Below are 17986 nucleotides of genomic sequence, written 5' to 3' on the forward strand. Positions count from 1 at the left end.
CGGCCTTTTCGCTGTTCTCGGATGGCGCCGCGCTCACACATCCGAGGGTGCGGGACCATACGCGGACACGACGCACCGCATGAGCTCCTGTTCCATCGCCTCGGTGAGCTCCGTCTCCAGCTCGTCGAAGCGGGCCGCGCTGTCGGTCGGTGCTGCGGCGGCGATCAGCCGGTAGACATCGTCGATCGTTGAGACGTCGTCGCGCTCAATGACCGGATCCAGCAGTTCCTGCAGCGCGATGAGGGCGGTGTGCGTGCGCTCGGCGCCGATCAGCTGGACGGCGTCGCGGGCGATCGCGAGATCCTGCTGGCCCCAGTTGCCGAGGAACTGCAGGAAGCCGCCGTTGTAGACGTCTGCCTCCAGACGCCACAGCGCCACAAGCTCGCGGTCGCGGGCGCTGAGGGCGCCGGAGTCCCAGTCGGCCTGCTGGAGAACCGCGAGCGCGCCCTCGTACAGCCTGTCCTGCTCGATGGTCCACAGTGACAGCGCGCCCTCGGGATTCTCCTGGCCCAGTGCCGGCCAGTTCACCCCACGGCCATGATCGACGAGCACCCAGCGTCGTTGCTGCGACTCCGGCAGCTGTGCCGCGCGCGAAGCCCAGGACAGCGGTGCGCTGAGGGTTCGTCCATCATCGAGCTCGAGGAGCACGCGCTGGGGATCGAAACGGACGTCCACGACGCGGGCGCGGACGTGATCGGCGGAGTGCGGGGTCACAGAACCATAGTGCAGCACCGGGGCCGGGAGGTGATCCTCCCGGCCCCGGTGCTTCGCCGAACTCAGGCGGCTGGCTCGATCTCCGCCACACCGAGCACCTCGAACAGCCAGGCCAGTTCGTAAGCGCGCTCGTGCCACGAGTTGTACCGACCCGTGACGCCGCCGTGGCCCGCGACCATCTCGCACTTCAGCAGCGCATCGGCACCGACATCTCGCAGGCGGGCGACCCACTTGGCCGGCTCGACGTAGAGCACGCGCGTGTCGTTCAGCGAGGTGACAGCGAGGATCCGCGGGTAGCGGACGTCCTCACGAACGTTCTCGTAGGGGGTGTACGACTTCATGTACTCGTACACCTCCGCGTCCGCGAGCGGGTTGCCCCACTCGTCCCACTCGATGACGGTGAGCGGCAGCGACGGGTCGAGGATCGACGTCAGGGCATCGACGAACGGCACGGACGCGAGGATTCCCGCGAAGAGTTCCGGAGCGAGGTTGGCGACGGCGCCCATCAGCAGGCCACCCGCGGACCCGCCCTCGGCGACCATGCGCTCGGGGGTCGTGTAGCCCTCGGCGACGAGGTGACGGCCGACCGCCACGAAGTCCGAGAAGCTGTTCTTCTTGTTGCGGATCTTGCCGTCTTCGTACCAGGCGCGACCCATCTCGCCGCCGCCGCGCACGTGAGCCACGGCGAAGATCACGCCGCGGTCGAGCGCGGACAGTCGCATCGAGGAGAACCCGGGATCGATCGAGTGCTCGTACGATCCGTAGCCGTACAGGTGCAGCGGGCGCGCGGGCGCGCCCGCGCCCACCGGACCGTACGAGCGACGCCAGACCAGAGAGACCGGGATCTGCGTGCCGTCGTCGGCGGTGGCCCAGACGCGTGCCTGCTCGTAGTCGGCGGGGTCGTAGTCGCCGAGCACCGGCTGCTGCTTGCGCAGGTGCAGCTCGCCGGTGGCGACCTCCCAGTCGTACACGCTCGACGGCGTCACGAACGAGCCGTATCCGAGCCGCACCTGCGGCGGTGCCCACTCCGAGTTGCCCGAGACGCCCACGCTGTACAGCGGCTCGTCGAAGGACAGCTCGTCGATCGTGCCGGTGGCGTAGTCCAGTCGCCCCACGCGGACCAGGCCTTCGCGGCGGTACTCGACCACCGCGAAGTCGCGGAAGCACTCGATTCCCAGCACGCGGCGACCCGGCTCGTGGGGAAGGATCGCCGTCTGCTCACCACGCGGATCGGCCGCGGGCACGCGGATGAGCTCGAAGTCGAGCGCGCCGGCGTTGTGGGTGATGAAGAGAACGTCCTCACCGTCGATCACGGCGTGGTCGACGCCGTACTCGACGCCCTCGACCGCGGGCCACACCACGGCGGGCGGGGCCGTCAGGTCGGCGGCGGGAACGAGAGCCACCTCGCTGGTGATGGATGAGCCCTTCTCGATGACGAGGTAGGCGTCGCTGCGCGTGAACCCGGCGCCCACCCAGAACCGCTCGTCGTCCTCGTGGAAGAGCTGGATGTCATCGGTGGGCGAGGTGCCGATGCGGTGCAGCCACACGGTGTCGGGTCGCCACGCGTCGTCGACCGTCGTGTAGATGAAGCCCGTGCCGTCCGGGACGAACTCGGCACCGCCGGCCGTGCCCTCGATCACGTCGTCGTACGTGACGCCGTCCACCAGATTGCGGACCCGGATGGTGTAGCGCTCGTCGCCCTCGACGTCGATGCCCCACAGCATGTGGGTGCCGTCGCGCGAGATGTCCATGCTTCCGACCGAGAAGAACTCGTGCCCTTCGGCCTCGACGTTGCCGTCGAACAGCACCTCTTCGCCCTCGACCGGCTCGTCCGCGGTGAGCTGCGGGGGAGTCCAGTCGTCAGGCGAAGCCAGCGGTGCGCGGCACTGCACGCCGTACTGCTTGCCCTCGATCGTTCGGCCGTAGTACCACCAGTTGCCGCGCCGGTTGGGGACGGAGAGATCGGTCTCCAGCGTGCGCGCCTTCACCTCGTCGAAGATGCGCTGGCGAAGCGGCGCGAGATGTTCTGTGCGTGCGTCGGTGTACGCGTTCTCGGCCTCCAGGTGCGCGATGACCTCGGGATCTTCTTTGGCCCGCAGCCACTCATACGGATCGGCGAACGTGTCGCCGTGATGGACGCGGTCGATCGGGCGCTGCTCGGCCCGGGGAGCCTGAATCTCGGTCACCCCTCCACGCTATCGCGCCCCACCGACAGGGCGCCGATGTGCTGGGGGAGCGGAGGCGGATCTTTCGCCGTCAGCGTTGTCGCAGACCTGCGACATGTTCGCGACACGCGTGCCACCGACGGTTCACCCGACACCCGTAGGGTCGAAACATGAACGCAGAACGAACGGCACGCGCCTGGGGTGCGCTGCTCCTCGCCACGTCTCTCACCCTTCCTCTGGCCGCATGCGCCGCTGAGGTCCAGCCACCCGCGAGTGCCACCTCGTCCAGCGCCGACAAGACGGCCACGACCGCGCCATCGCCGAGCGCCTCCGCGACCGCCGACGCCGCGGCAGCCATCAGCGGATACGCCCCCGGCGAGATCCCTCCCATCCCCGCCCTGGTGATTCCCCCCATCGCTATGGCGGATGCGGCGCTCGCCGGAGTCGCCACCTCCTTCGCCTCCGATCTCCCGCAGGTGCCCGGTATTCGCATCACTCCGGCGGCCTGTGGCGATGCCGTTGCCCGCGCTACCGCGGACGGCGTCATGGTGCTCAACGGCGACGGTTCGGGCTCGGTGTCCGGTGACGGTGGCACGACGGTCAACAACGGTGACGGCTCCGGATCCTTCACCGTGGGCGACGGCGTGGGCGTGGTGAACGGCGACGGCTCCGGATCGTTCAGCGGCGGCGAGGTCACCATTGTTAGCAACGGCGACGGCTCGGGTTCCTACAGCGACGCGAATCTCACCGTCGTGGTGAACGGTGACGGGTCCGGCTCGTCGTCTGATTCCAGCCTCGGCACCACGCTGGTCAACAATGGTGACGGCTCGGGATCGTTCTCCACCGAGACCATCACCATCGTCAACAACGGCGACGGCTCCGGTTCCTACAGCGACGCGGACCACACCGTGGTCAACCACGGAGACGGTTCGGGACTCTTCGACGGCGCCACCATCGACATGGAGCCGCTGGCGAAGGCGGCGCCCGTGGGCATGTTCCCGTCGATGGGAGCGCTCGCGCCGATCGAGTACTGCGGCACCACGATCACCCTCGAGGACGGTGTGCTGTTCGACTTCGACCGCTCCGATATCCGAACCGATGCGGCGGCCACCATGGATGCTCTGGCGACCGCGCTGACGACGCTGAACGTGCCGTCGGCCGAAGTGGGCGGACACACCGATGCGATCGGCGACGACGCGTACAACCTCACGCTTTCGGACGAGCGGGCGCAGGCCGTGGTCGCCGCGCTGCAGGAGCGCGGCGTCACCACGTCCTTCACCGCGGTCGGGTACGGCGAGAGCGCACCCGTCGCCCCCAACGAGATCAACGGCGCGGACAACGCGGAGGGTCGCCAGCTGAACCGCCGCGTGGAGATCTTCGTTCCCGCGTTCTGAGTGCGTCCCACCCCACGATGCCTGCCTGCTTCGGCAGGGAGGCATCGTCCTCTCGGCGGCACCGCTGCGTTTCATGTGCCACGGGGGCCGCGTGTAGGATTCTGAATGGCCGGTTGCCGGTTCTCGAAAACGAGGTGAACTCTTCGCTCACCAGGTCGATCACGTCGACGCCCTTCCTCGTACATCCATCTGAAAGCGGCCGGTGGAACTCGCAGCCCTCATCGTCGTCCTGGTCATTCTCCTGGCGCTGTTCTTCGACTTCACGAACGGCTTCCACGACACCGCGAACGCGATGGCGACGCCCATCGCCACGGGTGCGCTGAAGCCGAAGACCGCGGTTCTCCTCGCTGCCGTGCTGAACCTGGTGGGCGCGTTCCTGTCCACCGAGGTGTCGAAGACCATCTCCGGCGGCATCATCAACGAGGCGGACATCCTCGCAGCCGACGACAGCCATACGCTCTTTCCCTCACTGATCTTCGCCGCCCTGATCGGCGCGATCACCTGGAACATGCTCACCTGGTTGCTGGGCCTTCCCTCCAGCTCCTCGCACGCCCTGTTCGGCGGCCTCATCGGCGCCACGATCGTCGGCGTGAACATGTCCGCGATCAACTTCGGCGCCGTGATGTCGAAGATCATCCTCCCTGCCCTGATCGCACCCTTCACCGCGGCGATCATCGCCTTCGTCGCCACGAAGATCGCCTACGGCGTGACCCGCCGCTACGACGGCAAGCCCGATGGTCGTGACGGCTTCCGCTGGGGTCAGATCGTCACCAGCTCCATGGTCGCCCTCGCCCACGGTACGAACGACGCGCAGAAGACCATGGGTGTCATCACGCTGGCGCTGCTCACGGTCGGCTGGCAGTCGCAGCACGAACCGCAGTTCTGGGTGATCCTGCTGTGTGCTCTGACGATCGCGGCGGGCACGTACATCGGCGGCTGGCGCATCATCCGCACCCTGGGCAAGGGTCTCACCGACGTCAAGCCGGCGCAGGGTTTCTCCGCCGAGGCATCGACCGCGGCCACGATCCTCGCGTCGTCCGCGTTCGGTTTCGCGCTGTCCACCACGCAGGTGGCGTCGGGTTCGGTCATCGGCTCGGGCCTCGGCCGTCGTGGCTCCAAGGTGCGGTGGGGCACCGCGGGCAAGATCATGATCGGCTGGCTGCTGACGCTGCCCGCCGCGGGTCTCGTCGGCGCGCTCGCGGCCCTCGTCGTGGTGGCGTTCGGTCACTGGGGCGTGCTCGTGGACGCCGTGATCGCACTCGCGGTGATCATCGGTCTCTTCCTCTACTCCCGCCGCAACATGGTGCACGCCGGCAACGCGATGAGCGATGTCGCCGCGTCCGGCGTGGCGGTCGCCGTCGAGGACAACCCGCCGCCCACGCGCACGCAGCGCATGATCATCCGCGCCGAGGAGCGCGCGCAGGCTCAGGCACAGCGCCAGATCGACGAAGTCGAGCGTCAGGCGCGCGCCGCCGAGCGTCGTGCCGTCGAGGCGGAGGAGTGGGCGCAGGAGGTCGAGCAGCGCCTGCGCAAGGCCGAGCGCAAGGCCAAGGCCGCCAAGGAGCAGGCGGCGGCCGCGAAGGTGAAGGCGAAGGACGTCCGCGACAAGTCGGAGAAGTCTCGCGAGGCCAAGGCTCACGCGAAGGCGGCCAACGCCGACCATTCGCAGGCGCGCGAGAAGAAGGAGTCGGGACGATGAGCATCGAGTGGGACGCATTCCTCAACGTCTTCGTCGGCGCCCTCATCGGCGCGTCCGTCGTGGTGCTGTTTTACGCGTGCGGGCTGCGCCTCCTGGTGCGTGCCGGTCGTGCCCCCGTCGTGGGGCCCGCCGAGTTCACCGATGCGATCACGGTGATCTCGGAGAAGGAAGCGCAGCGCGCTCAGAAGGCCGCAGCCAAGGCCGCGCGCAAGAGCCCGCTGACGTTCTCGCAGAAGCGCATCGCGCTCTACGGCGCCTACGCCTGCTTCACGCTGTGCGGTGCGGCGCTGTTGGGCGGCGTGCTGATGATCGTGTTCAAGAATGCGCTCTTCGGCTGAACCGGCACACGCTCCTGCGCCGAACTGGCCCCCGGGCGTCCACAGTGATGCCTTCTGGCTCCGCGAGTCCAGCTTCCGAACCCCGCGTGTCCGCGGCGGTTCCTAGACTGTGGGAATGAACGAGTTCCGCTTCGGTGCGCACGCCCCGGCACGTCGAACGCTGCTGCACCTCAGCGACACGCATCTGCTTGACGGCGCCCGTCTCGGCGGACGATACGACACGGTGGCGAACCTGGAACTCACGCTGGCACGGATCCGCGCGATGCAGCCGCACCCCGATGCGATCATCGTCACGGGGGATCTCACCGAGCTGGGGGAGCCGGCGTCCTATCGTCGACTGCGCGGCATGCTGGAGCCCGTCGCCGAGGACATCGGTGCGGCCCTCATCTGGGTCGCCGGAAATCACGATGAGCGGCCCGCGCTGCGCGAGCATCTGCTGGACCGGACCGCCACGCAGGAACCCGTCACATCGGTGCACGACCTCGGTGGGCTCCGTGTCATCGCGCTCGACTCCACGGTGCCCGGGTGGCATCACGGTGAGCTGGATGCGGCTCAGTTGGCCTGGCTCAAGGCGGAATTGGCAACGCCCGCACCACTCGGCACCATCCTGGCGTTGCATCATCCGCCGCTGCCGAGCCACATCCCGTTCTTCGACATCCTGGAGCTGCGCGACCAGCCCGCACTCGCCGCGGCGATCGCGGGAAGTGATGTGCGCGCGATCCTGGCGGGACACCTGCACTACTCCACCAGCGGAACCTTCCAGGGCATCCCGGTGAGCGTGGCATCGGCCACCTGCTACACGATGGACCTGGCACTGCCCGACGACCGGGTGAACGGCATGGATGCCGGCCAGTCCTTTCACCTCGTCCACGTCTGGGACGACACCATCACGCACGCCGTTGTGCCCGTCGCGTCGGCGGAGACCGCCGACACCTTCACGCCCGAGTGGTACGCGAAGGTGTCGGCGATGAGCGCCGAGGAACGCCTGGATTACTTCAGTCGCAAGCGCTGATCACCGGAATTTCGGCGGCGATGGGCGCTGACGCGGCTCGACGATGTCAGCCGCAAGCGCGGATCAGGACGCCCGCGCAGGGAGGGGACTGAGTCCGCCCGGCGCGAACACCAGCCCCGCGAATCGGCGACCGATCTCCTCGTACAGCTCGGTGTCCGGGTGCAGGGAGTCCGGCATCCGATACCGTGCCAGGTCGTCGGTACCGTACAGCTCTGTGCCATCGAGGTAGACGATGTTCTCCCCGGCGGAGCGACGGACATCGACGACGTGCGCGACCTGCGCACGACTGTCGGCCAGGGTGAGCGCACCCATCGGAATGTCGGCGATGTCTCCTCGCGTGAAGCAGCGCAGTCCGCCGTCGTCAAAGAACTCGACATCGGCGGGTCCGGGGACGTCCTCGCTGCCGGGCCACAGGATGGCGGAGCACAGGACGATCGGTGTGTCGGGATGACCGACGCGTACGCGATCGAGGAACCCCTGCAGCGCCGGGACGAAAGTGCGGCGATCCATCGCCCGCGCCCCGACGATGTTGACGCCCACCTTCACGGAGATCACGTCGGCGGGGGTCTGCGCGATGGCGTCGGCGACGAAGGGGTCCAGCATGCACTGCCCGCCGAAGCCGAGATTGATGACGTTCGCCCCCGCAAGATCGGCGGCGCGCACCGGCCACACGCTGGTGGGGAGCTCGGCTTCCGCGCCGTGGCTGATCGAGCTGCCGTAGTGGATCCAGACCGGGCTGCTCGAGAGCGCGGGGGCTCGGACGCCGCCGTCGGCGCGCACATCGAGGAGATCGATGATCATTCCCTGCGGAAGGAAGACAGTCACGGTCTTCGCGCCGGCGGGGAGCGGTCCGAGCTCCACCGTCGAGTGATCGCGGATCGCCCGGGTCGTCGCCTCTCCCGGTGATGCGATCTCGCGGACCTGATCAACAGGAGCCGCGGCCGTCGTCATGATGTGGTCATTCACTCGCGCGACGAACGTGGTGCCGGGGCGCTGCACGCCGCCGATCTCGATCGCGGTGCAGCGCACATCGAGCTCCAGGCTCGTGGCGTCGGTCTCCACGTGAAGACGCACGCCGCTCGCACTGGACACCATGGCGCGCAGGATCTGATCCTCCGGCGGGAAGTGCGACCAGAGATGGGGCGGAATGCGCGTGGGACGCAGCGCACCGGCGTGTTCCTCCAGGGCCAGCTGCCCTTCGATGCGAACCTCGCCACCGGAAAACGCGACGACCGAACCGTGGCTGCGGTCGGTCATCGGGCTCCCCCCGCCTCACCGGTGATGAAGTCGACCGTGCGGGAGTACAGCAGATCCCGGTCGGGGACCCGTGTCCAGCCGTGGTCGGCCCCGTCGACGATGAGGATCTGCGCGCGTTCCCCGTAGACGTCCGCGTAGCGTTCCGCATAGCTGACCGGCACGAAGTCGGCGGTGCCATGCATGAGGTTCACCGCGCCGCCGAATCCCGATGCACGTCCGTAGACGTCGAAGGTGGTGGCGTCCGCGCGCATCGCGGGGCCGAGACGCGTGCCGAGGAAGTCGAAGTACCCGTCGGTGTCGAGGCTGTCCAGCGACCGCCCCTGCAGCATGCCGCTGCTGATCTCGTCGGCGAACACCGCAGCCGTCGACCACATGCTCACGGACCGCACCGGGCGCGTGGCTTCGGCCGCGACAACCGAGGCGACGACCGCTCCCAGACTGATCCCCACCAGATGCAGGTTGTCCGCGTCCGTGGCGGGGAGGGCTGCGACCGCGTCGAGCACCCCCTGCGCGTGCGTGACATCACGCGAGACGGTCGTGTCGAAGAACGTGCCATCGCTCTCTCCGTGCCCCGCGCGGTCGTACGCGACCGACGCGATTCCGCGGTCGGCCAGCCCGCGGGCCAGCGCGACGAACATCGAGGAGAACTCGACCCGCGATGATCCGAATCCGTGGAACAGGATCGCGGTGGGGAATGGCCCGTCGCCCACCGGCACGTAGTGGGATCCGCGCAGGCGCAGCCCGTCGACGTCGACGTGGAAAGGAACGATGTTCATGATGTTCTTCTTTCGCTCGGGGAAGTACTCAGGCGGACAGCGGGACAGGACGCTCATCCGGTGCGTCAACCAGGTTGTCTTCCTCATCGAAGGCGTTGGTGGTGCGGCGACGGAATCCCAGCCAGCCGATCAGGAAGCCGGCGGCCGCGAGCAGCGACACTCCGACGTACATCAGGCTCGGGTTGAGCAGCAGCAGTGCCGGCGTGACGACGTTCAGCGCTGCGGTGGCGAAGCGTGAGATCGCGTAGATCGTGCCCTGCGCGGTGGCGCGCAGCATGGTCGGGAAGGACTCCTGAGTCCAGACCTTCATGATCGTCTCGAAGCAGAACGCGCCGAAGAAGACCGTGGCGACAGTGGCGATGATCACCGAGGGCAGGCTGAAGTTCATGACCACGGGCAACAGGTTCATCACCACGACGCCGATCGCACCCACGACGTAGTACATCATCCGCAGCCTGGTGTCGACGACCGTCATGAACCACAGCGCTCCGACTACCGCGGCGGGCATCGCGAGGATCGTCCAGGAGTTGTACTCGGCGATGGTGGAGTGCGAGACGTTGACGGCCACGAAGGTGCCGAAGCTGCCGGCGACGCTCACCGACATCGCAGCGAGGGTGTAGTAGCCGATCAGGGTGAGGAAGGGGCGGCGGTACACCGGACCGACGAACTCCCGCAGTTGTGCCCGGGTGGCACGCACGGTGGCGACGCCGCGGCGGCGCTCGTCGCGTGCGGTCAGCCAGGCGGCCGATTCCGGAATGGTGAGGCGGAGCAGGAGAACGGCCAGCGCGATGGCGGCGAAGGTCGCGAAGATGATCGTGGCGCCGGCCGGCCCCATGGTGCCCACGTTGATCGCCAGCAGCACCGCCAGGAGGATGCCGAATCCACCGAGGAGGTTGGAGAAGACCAGGATCTTGCCGCGGTTACGCGCCTGGGCGGCCTCGGAGATCGTGGCGAGGGCGACCGGAAGGTCAGCGCCGACGCCGATGCCCACGAGCGCGATGCCGATCACGAGGACCGGAAGAGCCGAGCTGAGCACCGGGAGGGCGGCACCGATCGTGATCAGCGACAGCGTTGCGAGGAAGACCGTGCGGCGTCCCCACCGATCGCCCAGTGCGCCGCCGAGGAGCGATCCGATGGCCACGCCGGCCGTGAGCACACCCGTGAGCACGCCCACCGCTGCGGCGTCGAGTCCGGGCTGACCCGGCGCGAAGGACTGCAGCATGACCAGGGCGATGGGGATCGCGGTCGTCGCTCCCGCATCGACGAAGGTGGCCATTCCGCAGACGAACCCCACCCACCATGAGTTGGGCCCGCGATGGGCTGAATGAGTTGCGAACATGCGAGCACTCCCTTGTAGTCGTCCGGCGATGGTGATGGACCGCGCCGATGTGTTCCCCTGGGATGATGATGCTATACGGATTTAGCAGCTGTCAACACCTGCTTTGTCGACACGTGAACTCGGTGATCAGTCCGGCGTGCCGGGCGCGCCGATGGAGGCGCCCACGAGGAGCGGCATGGGCAGTCGGCGCACTCCCGGATCATTCGGGCTGTTCAGCAGAATCCGAACCGCTTCACGGCCGAGCTGTTCGTGCGGCAGCGCTACGGAGGTGAGCTGCGGCATCACCGTGTTGACGTACGCTCCGCCGTCGAATCCGATCACGGATACATCGCGCGGCACGGTCAATCCGGCCTCCTGGAGCGCGTGGTAGGCACCGACCGCGAGGGCATCGTTGGCGCAGATCACAGCCGTGGGCCGGTTTCCCGTCGCGAGGAGCTCCTGCATCGCGCCGTGACCGTTCGGCACGTCCCAGTCGGAGTCGATCGCGATGGTGCCGGCGAGCCGTGTTCCGCTTTCGCTCAGCTCGTCCTCGATGCCCGCGAGGCGCTCGGTGAGCGCCAGCGGGCTCCAGCCGTGCCAGGCGGCACCTCCGCTGAAGCCCGTCGGGAATGTCCCGACGAACCAGATGCCGTCCCGGTGTCCTGCCTCCAGCAGGGCTCGGGCGGCGGTGCGACCGCCCGCGCGCTCATCGGGAATGACAGCGGGGACCGCGGGCTCATCCGAGATGCAGTTCAACAGCACGACGGGCATGCGTCGCGCGAGGTGGGGGAGCTCGACCTTCCGCGTGAACATCGAGGAGTAGAGCAGGCCATCGACGTCGCGATCGACGAGATTCTGCAGCGCGCGTGACTCCGTCGCCGCTTCGCCCTGGGTGTCGACGGTGAACAGCAGGGTGTCGGCTTCGCCCAGGGCTCGCAGCGCGCCGCGCACCATGGCGTTGGCGAACGAGGTGGTGCCGACGAAATCAGAGACCAGGGCGACAGTTCCCGACTTCCCGGTGCGCAGTGTCTTGGCCGCCAGATTCGGACTGTAACCCAGCTGATCGGCGGCTTCACGGACGCGGGCTGCGGTCTCCGCGGAGATCCGCAGGTCGGTACGGCCGTTGAGCGCGAAGGATGCGGCGGAACGGGAGACTCCGGCCAGGCGCGCGACTTCGGTCAGCGTGACGCGCTTCGTGTCTGCGCGACGTGGACTGTCTGGCTGCATGCTGGCCCTCCCGCCTTCAGCGTAGAGGACGCGATCCGCCGATTCGGGTGTCTGGTCGTCCAGACATGACATGTTCGTTGAGCAATTCGACCCCGGCCCGCCGACTAAGCTGGAGCCATCCCATCCGTTCACACACGACCCACGAGGCCGTACGAAGGAACTGACTTATGGACGCAATGACGCGCACCCGCACGGAGACTGATTCGCTCGGCTCCCTGGACATTCCCGCCGACGCCTACTGGGGCATCCACACCGCTCGCGCGCAGGAGAACTTCCCGATCGCGAAGCGCCCCATCTCGGTGTATCCCGACCTCGTGATCGCCCTCGCGATGGTCAAGCAGGCCAGTGCGCGCGCCAACGCGGAGATCGGCGTGCTGAGCCAGGCCAAGGCCGACCTCATCGACCGAGCCGCCCAGCGTGTGATCGACGGCGAGTTTCACGACCAGTTCATCGTGGGCGTCATCCAGGGTGGCGCGGGAACGTCCACCAACATGAACGCGAACGAGGTCATCACCAACATCGCGCTGGAGATGGCGGGACGGGAGAAGGGCGACTACGCGTTCCTCTCGCCGATCGATGACACCAACCGCAGCCAGTCCACCAACGACGTCTACCCGACGTCGATCAAACTCGGACTCTCGCTCACCCTGCGGAGCCTCCTCGTCGAGCTGGATCTGCTGCGCTCCTCGTTCCTGACCAAGGCGGGGGAGTTCCACGACATCCTCAAGGTCGGGCGCACCCAGCTGCAGGACGCCGTGCCGATGACGCTGGGGCAGGAATTCCACGGCTTCGCCACCACGCTCGGCGAGGACTACAGCCGTCTGAAGGAGAACGCCTTCCTTCTCACCGAGATCAACATGGGTGCCACCGCCATCGGCACGGGAATCACGACTCACCCCGGCTACGCCAACGCCGTGTGCACGCACCTGCGCGAGATCTCGGGAATCCCGGTGACCACGGCGACGGACCTCGTCGAGTCGACGAGCGACACGGGTGCGTTCATGTCCTTCTCCTCGACGCTGAAGCGCAACGCGATCAAGCTCTCGAAGATCTGCAATGACCTGCGCCTGCTGTCCTCGGGCCCGCAGGCTGGGTTCGGAGAGATCAATCTTCCGGCCCGTCAGGCCGGGTCGTCGATCATGCCGGGCAAGGTCAACCCCGTGATCCCCGAGGTCGTGAACCAGGTGGCGTTCGCCGTCGCCGGTGCCGACCTCACGGTCACGATGGCCGTGGAGGGCGGACAGCTGCAGCTCAACGCCTTCGAGCCGGTCATCGCCCACTCGATCTTCCAGTCGATCACCTGGATGCGCCAGGCGATGTGGACGCTGCGCGTCAACTGCGTCGACGGCATCACCGCGAACACCGAGCGGCTCGGCGCAATGGTGGGAGCCTCCGTCGGAGTGGTGACCGCCCTGACCCCGTTCATCGGGTACGCCTCGGCAGCCGCGCTGGCCAAGACGGCGCTGATGACCGGCCACAACATCGCGGACCTCGTGGTGGAAGCAGGGCTCATGACGCGCGAAGAGGTCATGAAGCAGATCTCTCCCGCCCGCCTCACCGGTCTTGAGGTCGTCACGGGCTCGATTCCTGTGGTGCAGCCAGCGGAGAACGTGGTTGCGGTGGAGGACGCCTCGAACGCCTGATCGTCTTTGCGACAATGGCCGGTACCCCTCGGGTGCCGGCCCTTGTCGTGTGGCGCACCGCAGTATCCGTGCGGGAGTGGAGTCTGGCGTGTGACGGCAAGGGATCCCGCGGCGCGATATTCAGGCGCTGTGGGCATCCAAGATCCGCACGATCTCGTCGTAGCCGCGCTCGCGGGCGAGGTCGGCGGGCGAGGCGCCCCAGGGGTCGGGCATCCCGGGCCGTGCTCCGTGCTCGAGGAGAAGCTCGACGATCTCCCGACGCACCGGACCGCCGTCGCCGAGGATGATGGTCTCGATCAGCGCCGTCCAGCCGAGGTTGTTCGTGAGGTTGACGTTGATGCGGGTGTTCTCCACGAGGTATCGCACCACCTCGACGTGCCCCTTCTCGGCGGCGGGCGTGAGGCCGTTGCCACCCATCCGGGTGCGCCGCGCGACGTCGGCGCCGGCCGCAACCATGATCCGGACCAGTTCGAGGTCGCCCGTCGTGCAGCCCAGAAGGAACGGGTTGGCGCAGGTCTGATCCTGAGCGTCGATGTCGACGCCGGCGGCGATGAGGACCCGCACAGCGTCATGGTGTCCGCCGCGTGCCGCCAGCAGGATCGCGCTCGCGTCTTCTCGGTCGAGAACATTGCGGTCTGCGCCGGCCTCGAGAGCGGCCCGGATCGCGGGCAGGTCGCCCAAGGCCGCCGCCGTGAGATAGTTCTGGTCGACCTCGCGGAGGATGTGGGGGAGAGGCATCGGTGGCTCCTTCTTCGACGAGGCGGCGGAATTCCACAATGGTATACCATTTTGGCCATGATTCTCTGGATCGCGTGGTCGGGAATGTGTCTGGGAGAATGTGCGGGTGAGCACCCCCAACAAGCGCGAACCCGAATCCGTCCGGGTGACCACCTGGCTGCGAGACGCGATCCTGGACGGCGAGCGCCCGCCGGGCAGTCGGCTGATCGAGCGGGACCTTGCGGCAGAATTCGGTGTCAGTCGTATCCCCGTGCGCGATGCCCTGAAACAGCTCGTGACCGAGGGACTCGTGGAGCCTCGTCCGAACACCTGGGCGATCGTGCGGGAGTTCACGGACGCGGACCTCGCCGATCTCGACGAGGTGCGTGCCGTCCTGGATCCGCTCGCGTTCCGACTCGCCGCCGAACGTCATCGCCGCGACGGTCTGGAGCGGCTGGAAGCCGCGCTCGCCCAGGAACAGGAGGGTGCGCGCAGCGGCGAACCTGTCGCATCCCGTCGCGCTGCCGCCGACTTCCACGAGATCGTCACCGAGCTCAGCGAGAATCGGCTCCTCGGGGAGATGATGCGGGGTATTCGCAGCCGCGTGCGCTGGGCGCTCACGCAGCACGACGATCTGCAGCACATCAGCGGTGAACACGTCGCGCTGTTCGAGGCGATCCGCGACCGTGATGGCGACCGCGCCGCGCGGCTCGCCACGGAGCACCTCGAGAGCAGCCGTCGCGAACGCGTCGCCCACACCGAGGCCCGCCGCACCGGCACGATCCGCACCGTCCGCTGAGCGCTCTTCGCCTTGTCGCTGGTGCTCGTCGTCGAGGACGCGCTCCGCGAGACGAGGGGCCGTGGTGACGTGCTTTGCGGACTCAGTGCGCCTGTGGTCCTCCCGGCCTGGGGATTCTCAGTCGTGGATGCGGCAGTGCGTGACGAGTTCGCCGATGCCGTCGATGCCGACCGTCACCGTCGATCGGTCCCGAAGGAAGATCTGCGGGTCGCGGGAGTATCCGGCACCGCCGGGGCTGCCCGTGGAGATGAGCGTTCCCGGGAGCAGCGTCACTGACGAAGACAGGTGCGAGACCAGTTTGGACACTGGTCGGATCATCTGCCCGGTCGAGCCGTCCTGCACCATGTGGCCGTCGACGATGGTCCAGATGTGCAGGTCCTGCGGGTCATCGATCTCGTCGGCGGTCACCAGGAACGGACCGGTCGGGGTGAAGCCGTCGAACGACTTGCAGCGGCACCACTGGGCCTCGGAGAACTGGATGTTGCGCGCGGTGATGTCGTTGACCACGGTGTAGCCCCAGACGTGCTGCAACGCTTCGTCTTCGCTCACGTTCTTCGCGGTGCGACCGATGATCACGCCGAGTTCGGCCTCGTAGTCGACGTTTTCGCTCAGTTCACGCGGCCAGCTGGTGGTGTTGTGGTGGCCGGTGAGCGAGTTGGGCCACAGCGTGAACACCGTCGGAGCTGCGTCCGCCTTGAGGCCGAGCTCGCCGGCGTGGGCGGCGTAGTTGAGACCGATTGCGAGGATCACCGGCGGGCGCTGGACGGCGGATGCGAAGACCTGACCCGCCCATGGGAAGCGGTCTGCGCCGGGGAGGGCCTCGCGGATACGGGCGAGAACGTCGTCTCCGCCCTCGATGAGGCGGTTCAGGTCGGACGGCGCGCCGGGAAAGAGCTCGGAGAGGATGATCGCGTCGTCCTCGTCGATGACGCACAGCGTCGGTTCGGGGCTCGCCGGCAGCTGAATGTGGGCGAAGCGCATGTCTCCACGTTACCGGCCGCGCCCGAGAGCCGGGTGAATTCGGGGTATGCGTCGTGCCGGCGCGCGAATGAGCACCGAGGGCATGCTGCCGCGCGGCAGTAACGCCGCGTGGGCCCGACACCCTAGGCTGTCAGCCATGACGTTCGGCCCTGGTCCCCACCAGTCGCCGATGGGGGCGCCTCAGCAATACCCGTCGACGGCTTCGCTCTCTCCTGGTTACGGCGCACCCGTCGGATACGGCACGCTTCCCGCCTACGCCGCGCCCGCACCGCAGGCGGCGGTGCCGCAGTTGCCGGTCCCGACGGTGAAGGGGCGGCACACGGCCGTATGGATCTGGGCGATCCTCGGCTTCGTGCTGCTGCTGGTGGTGGCCTACATGCTGCTTGGGATCGGATCCACCGGTGCCATCGTGGGGATGATTCTGGCCCTCGTTCCGCTCGCGATCGTGGTCACCGCTGCGTTGCTGATCGACCGGTGGGAGCCGGAGCCGCGCTCGCTGGTGCTGTTCGCGCTCGGATGGGGTGGCATCGCGGCCGTCGCGATCTCGTTGATCGTGGGCATTGCGTTCGCGTTCGCGCTCCCGCCCACGGCCGGAGCTGATGCTCTGATGACGGTGATCGAGGCTCCCATCGTGGAGGAGCTGGCGAAGGGTCTCGGCCTGCTCATCCTGGTGGTGATGGGCAAGCGCGCGTTCGATGGTCCGGTCGACGGCATCGTCTACGCGATGCTCATCGCCGCGGGATTCGCGTTCACGGAGAACATCCAGTACTTCGGGCAGGCCCTGGCAGAGGGAGTCGATTCCCTGACTCTGACGTTCTTCCTCCGCGGGATCATGTCGCCGTTCGCGCACGCCATGTTCACCGCCATGACGGGATTCTGTGTCGGGCTGGCGGTGCGTCAGGGCAACCGTGGCAACATCGCCGGGATGTTTCTGCTGGGCTGGCTCGGCGCGGCGTGCCTGCACGCGCTGTGGAACGGGTCTGCGGTGTTCGGCGACCTGCTCGCGCTGTACTTCGCGATTCAGGTGCCGCTGTTCATTCTGTTCATCGTGGGCATCATTCTGCTGCTGCGCGAGGAGTCGAAGCTCACCCGCATGCGTCTGAGCGACTACGCCGCGGCCGGCTGGTTCACGCCGCAGGAGGTCAACATGTTGGCGACGCGCCCGGGCCGACGTGCGGCAATGACGTGGGCCAGGAACCTCACCGGTGGCCGCGGGCGGGAGATGAAGCAGTTCATCGTGGACGCCACCGAGCTCGCCGCGGTGCGCCAGCGCGCGATCTCCGGACGCGACCCACAGGCCGGCGCTGACGAGTGGGTTCTGCTCAACCGTACGGTGGCAGACCGCCAGGCGCTGCTCTCGCGCTGATCCCGAACAGACTCAACGCCCGGGGTCGGGGCGCTGCCTCCGAAACCTGCCGGGCGTTGAGTTGGCGTGCAGCCATGATGCGCTCGTGGCGAACGAGTGTCAAGAGGCTTTGACCGTAGCCGGTCCTCCCGACCAAGATGGAGACATGACTGCAGACCGCACGAAGCCTGAATTCGACGCTCCCTCCGGCCCCGCGCCCAGCGAGCTCGTCATCCGCGACATCATCGTGGGCGACGGTGCCGAGGCGAACCCCGGCGACAATGTCACCGTCCACTACGCCGGCGTGGAGTTCGAGTCCGGCGAGGAGTTCGACTCGTCCTGGGGGCGCGGAGAGTCGATCCAGTTCCCGTTGCGCGGCCTGATCCAGGGCTGGCAGGACGGCATCCCGGGCATGCGCGTGGGTGGCCGTCGTGAGCTGGTCATTCCGCCGCACCTGGCCTACGGCCCCGCGGGAGGACACTTCCTCGGCGGCAAGACGCTGATCTTCATCATCGATCTGCTCGCCGTCGGCTGAGTCGGATCTGTGACGCAGGGCTCGGAGCGCAACGCTCCGGGCCCTGCGGCGTTTCTGGGGCGCGAC

The 17986-nt window shown here is 67.7% G+C and carries 16 protein-coding genes; 8 read left to right on the top strand and 8 right to left on the bottom strand.

What is annotated here, in order from left to right; genetic code table 11:
• Nucleotides 1-33: 33 nt before the first annotated feature.
• Both ABTV68_RS06455 and ABTV68_RS06460 read right to left on the bottom strand, forming a co-directional pair.
• Nucleotides 34-714, bottom strand: a complete 681-nt coding sequence (locus ABTV68_RS06455) for a DMP19 family protein (protein WP_433676788.1) — start codon at nt 712-714, stop codon at nt 34-36.
• 62 nt (nt 715-776) lie between these two features.
• Nucleotides 777-2900 carry a S9 family peptidase gene (locus ABTV68_RS06460; RefSeq protein WP_433676789.1) on the bottom strand — a complete coding sequence of 708 codons (2124 nt, stop codon included), beginning with the start codon at nt 2898-2900 and terminating at the stop codon, nt 777-779.
• A 149-nt stretch (nt 2901-3049) separates the two neighbouring features.
• On the opposite strand from ABTV68_RS06460, the gene ABTV68_RS06465 reads away from it, so the two are divergent.
• From ABTV68_RS06465 to ABTV68_RS06480, 4 genes are all read left to right on the top strand, one after another.
• Nucleotides 3050-4273 (top strand): OmpA family protein, encoded by a 1224-nt coding sequence (locus tag ABTV68_RS06465; protein WP_433676790.1) that lies wholly within the window; start codon nt 3050-3052, stop codon nt 4271-4273.
• 202 nt (nt 4274-4475) lie between these two features.
• Entirely contained in the window at nt 4476-5972 is a 1497-nt protein-coding gene (locus ABTV68_RS06470; RefSeq protein ID WP_433676791.1) for an anion permease, read from the top strand.
• Nucleotides 5969-6310 carry a peptidase gene (locus ABTV68_RS06475; RefSeq protein WP_433676792.1) on the top strand — a complete coding sequence of 114 codons (342 nt, stop codon included), beginning with the start codon at nt 5969-5971 and terminating at the stop codon, nt 6308-6310. The genes ABTV68_RS06470 and ABTV68_RS06475 overlap by 4 nt, the downstream gene beginning before the upstream one ends.
• A 115-nt stretch (nt 6311-6425) precedes the next feature.
• Entirely contained in the window at nt 6426-7322 is an 897-nt protein-coding gene (locus ABTV68_RS06480; RefSeq protein WP_433676793.1) for a phosphodiesterase, read from the top strand.
• A 63-nt stretch (nt 7323-7385) separates the two neighbouring features.
• Here ABTV68_RS06480 and ABTV68_RS06485 read toward each other — a convergent pair whose 3' ends face one another.
• The 4 genes from ABTV68_RS06485 to ABTV68_RS06500 all read right to left on the bottom strand — a co-directional run bounded on the left by ABTV68_RS06485 (nt 7386) and on the right by ABTV68_RS06500 (nt 11900).
• Nucleotides 7386-8579: an SGNH/GDSL hydrolase family protein gene (locus tag ABTV68_RS06485; protein ID WP_433676794.1), complete on the bottom strand. Its 1194-nt coding sequence runs from the start codon at nt 8577-8579 to the stop codon at nt 7386-7388.
• Nucleotides 8576-9355 carry an alpha/beta hydrolase family protein gene (locus ABTV68_RS06490; protein WP_433676795.1) on the bottom strand — a complete coding sequence of 260 codons (780 nt, stop codon included), beginning with the start codon at nt 9353-9355 and terminating at the stop codon, nt 8576-8578. The genes ABTV68_RS06485 and ABTV68_RS06490 overlap by 4 nt, the downstream gene beginning before the upstream one ends.
• A 28-nt stretch (nt 9356-9383) precedes the next feature.
• Nucleotides 9384-10694, bottom strand: a complete 1311-nt coding sequence (locus ABTV68_RS06495) for an MFS transporter (RefSeq protein WP_433676796.1) — start codon at nt 10692-10694, stop codon at nt 9384-9386.
• A gap of 126 nt (nt 10695-10820) precedes the next feature.
• Entirely contained in the window at nt 10821-11900 is a 1080-nt protein-coding gene (locus ABTV68_RS06500; protein ID WP_433676797.1) for a LacI family DNA-binding transcriptional regulator, read from the bottom strand.
• A gap of 176 nt (nt 11901-12076) precedes the next feature.
• Between ABTV68_RS06500 and ABTV68_RS06505 the strand changes: the two genes are divergently transcribed.
• Nucleotides 12077-13543, top strand: coding sequence for an aspartate ammonia-lyase (locus ABTV68_RS06505; RefSeq protein WP_433677563.1), 1467 nt, complete (start codon nt 12077-12079; stop codon nt 13541-13543).
• Nucleotides 13544-13663: 120 nt separating this feature from the next.
• On the opposite strand, the gene ABTV68_RS06510 is transcribed toward ABTV68_RS06505, so the two are convergent.
• Entirely contained in the window at nt 13664-14281 is a 618-nt protein-coding gene (locus tag ABTV68_RS06510) for an ankyrin repeat domain-containing protein (protein WP_433676798.1), read from the bottom strand.
• Nucleotides 14282-14387: 106 nt separating this feature from the next.
• On the opposite strand from ABTV68_RS06510, the gene ABTV68_RS06515 reads away from it, so the two are divergent.
• Nucleotides 14388-15059 (top strand): GntR family transcriptional regulator, encoded by a 672-nt coding sequence (locus tag ABTV68_RS06515; protein ID WP_433676799.1) that lies wholly within the window; start codon nt 14388-14390, stop codon nt 15057-15059.
• Nucleotides 15060-15176: 117 nt separating this feature from the next.
• Here the strand turns inward: ABTV68_RS06515 and ABTV68_RS06520 are convergent, their stop codons facing one another.
• Nucleotides 15177-16040, bottom strand: coding sequence for a fumarylacetoacetate hydrolase family protein (locus ABTV68_RS06520; RefSeq protein WP_433676800.1), 864 nt, complete (start codon nt 16038-16040; stop codon nt 15177-15179).
• Nucleotides 16041-16176: 136 nt separating this feature from the next.
• On the opposite strand from ABTV68_RS06520, the gene ABTV68_RS06525 reads away from it, so the two are divergent.
• Together ABTV68_RS06525 and ABTV68_RS06530 are read left to right on the top strand one after the other, a co-directional pair.
• Complete coding sequence (locus ABTV68_RS06525) at nt 16177-17406, top strand: PrsW family intramembrane metalloprotease (protein ID WP_433676801.1); 1230 nt, start codon at nt 16177-16179, stop codon at nt 17404-17406.
• 145 nt (nt 17407-17551) lie between these two features.
• Nucleotides 17552-17920 (top strand): FKBP-type peptidyl-prolyl cis-trans isomerase, encoded by a 369-nt coding sequence (locus ABTV68_RS06530; RefSeq protein WP_433676802.1) that lies wholly within the window; start codon nt 17552-17554, stop codon nt 17918-17920.
• Nucleotides 17921-17986: the final 66 nt, after the last annotated feature.

It is taken from the genome of Microbacterium gorillae, from assembly GCF_050990725.1.
GTDB lineage: Bacteria > Actinomycetota > Actinomycetes > Actinomycetales > Microbacteriaceae > Microbacterium > Microbacterium gorillae_A.

Excerpts from the sequence above, each read along its gene's own strand:
- ABTV68_RS06530 (WP_433676802.1), top strand. The coding sequence starts at position 17,552 with ATGACTGCAGACCGCACGAAGCCTGAATTCGACGCTCCCTCCGGCCCC.
- ABTV68_RS06510 (WP_433676798.1), bottom strand. The coding sequence starts at position 14,281 with ATGCCTCTCCCCCACATCCTCCGCGAGGTCGACCAGAACTATCTCACG.
- ABTV68_RS06490 (WP_433676795.1), bottom strand. The coding sequence starts at position 9,355 with ATGAACATCGTTCCTTTCCACGTCGACGTCGACGGGCTGCGCCTGCGC.
- ABTV68_RS06485 (WP_433676794.1), bottom strand. The coding sequence starts at position 8,579 with ATGACCGACCGCAGCCACGGTTCGGTCGTCGCGTTTTCCGGTGGCGAG.
- ABTV68_RS06525 (WP_433676801.1), top strand. The coding sequence starts at position 16,177 with ATGACGTTCGGCCCTGGTCCCCACCAGTCGCCGATGGGGGCGCCTCAG.
- ABTV68_RS06520 (WP_433676800.1), bottom strand. The coding sequence starts at position 16,040 with ATGCGCTTCGCCCACATTCAGCTGCCGGCGAGCCCCGAACCGACGCTG.
- ABTV68_RS06495 (WP_433676796.1), bottom strand. The coding sequence starts at position 10,694 with ATGTTCGCAACTCATTCAGCCCATCGCGGGCCCAACTCATGGTGGGTG.
- ABTV68_RS06475 (WP_433676792.1), top strand. The coding sequence starts at position 5,969 with ATGAGCATCGAGTGGGACGCATTCCTCAACGTCTTCGTCGGCGCCCTC.
- ABTV68_RS06465 (WP_433676790.1), top strand. The coding sequence starts at position 3,050 with ATGAACGCAGAACGAACGGCACGCGCCTGGGGTGCGCTGCTCCTCGCC.
- ABTV68_RS06505 (WP_433677563.1), top strand. The coding sequence starts at position 12,077 with ATGACGCGCACCCGCACGGAGACTGATTCGCTCGGCTCCCTGGACATT.
- ABTV68_RS06480 (WP_433676793.1), top strand. The coding sequence starts at position 6,426 with ATGAACGAGTTCCGCTTCGGTGCGCACGCCCCGGCACGTCGAACGCTG.
- ABTV68_RS06500 (WP_433676797.1), bottom strand. The coding sequence starts at position 11,900 with ATGCAGCCAGACAGTCCACGTCGCGCAGACACGAAGCGCGTCACGCTG.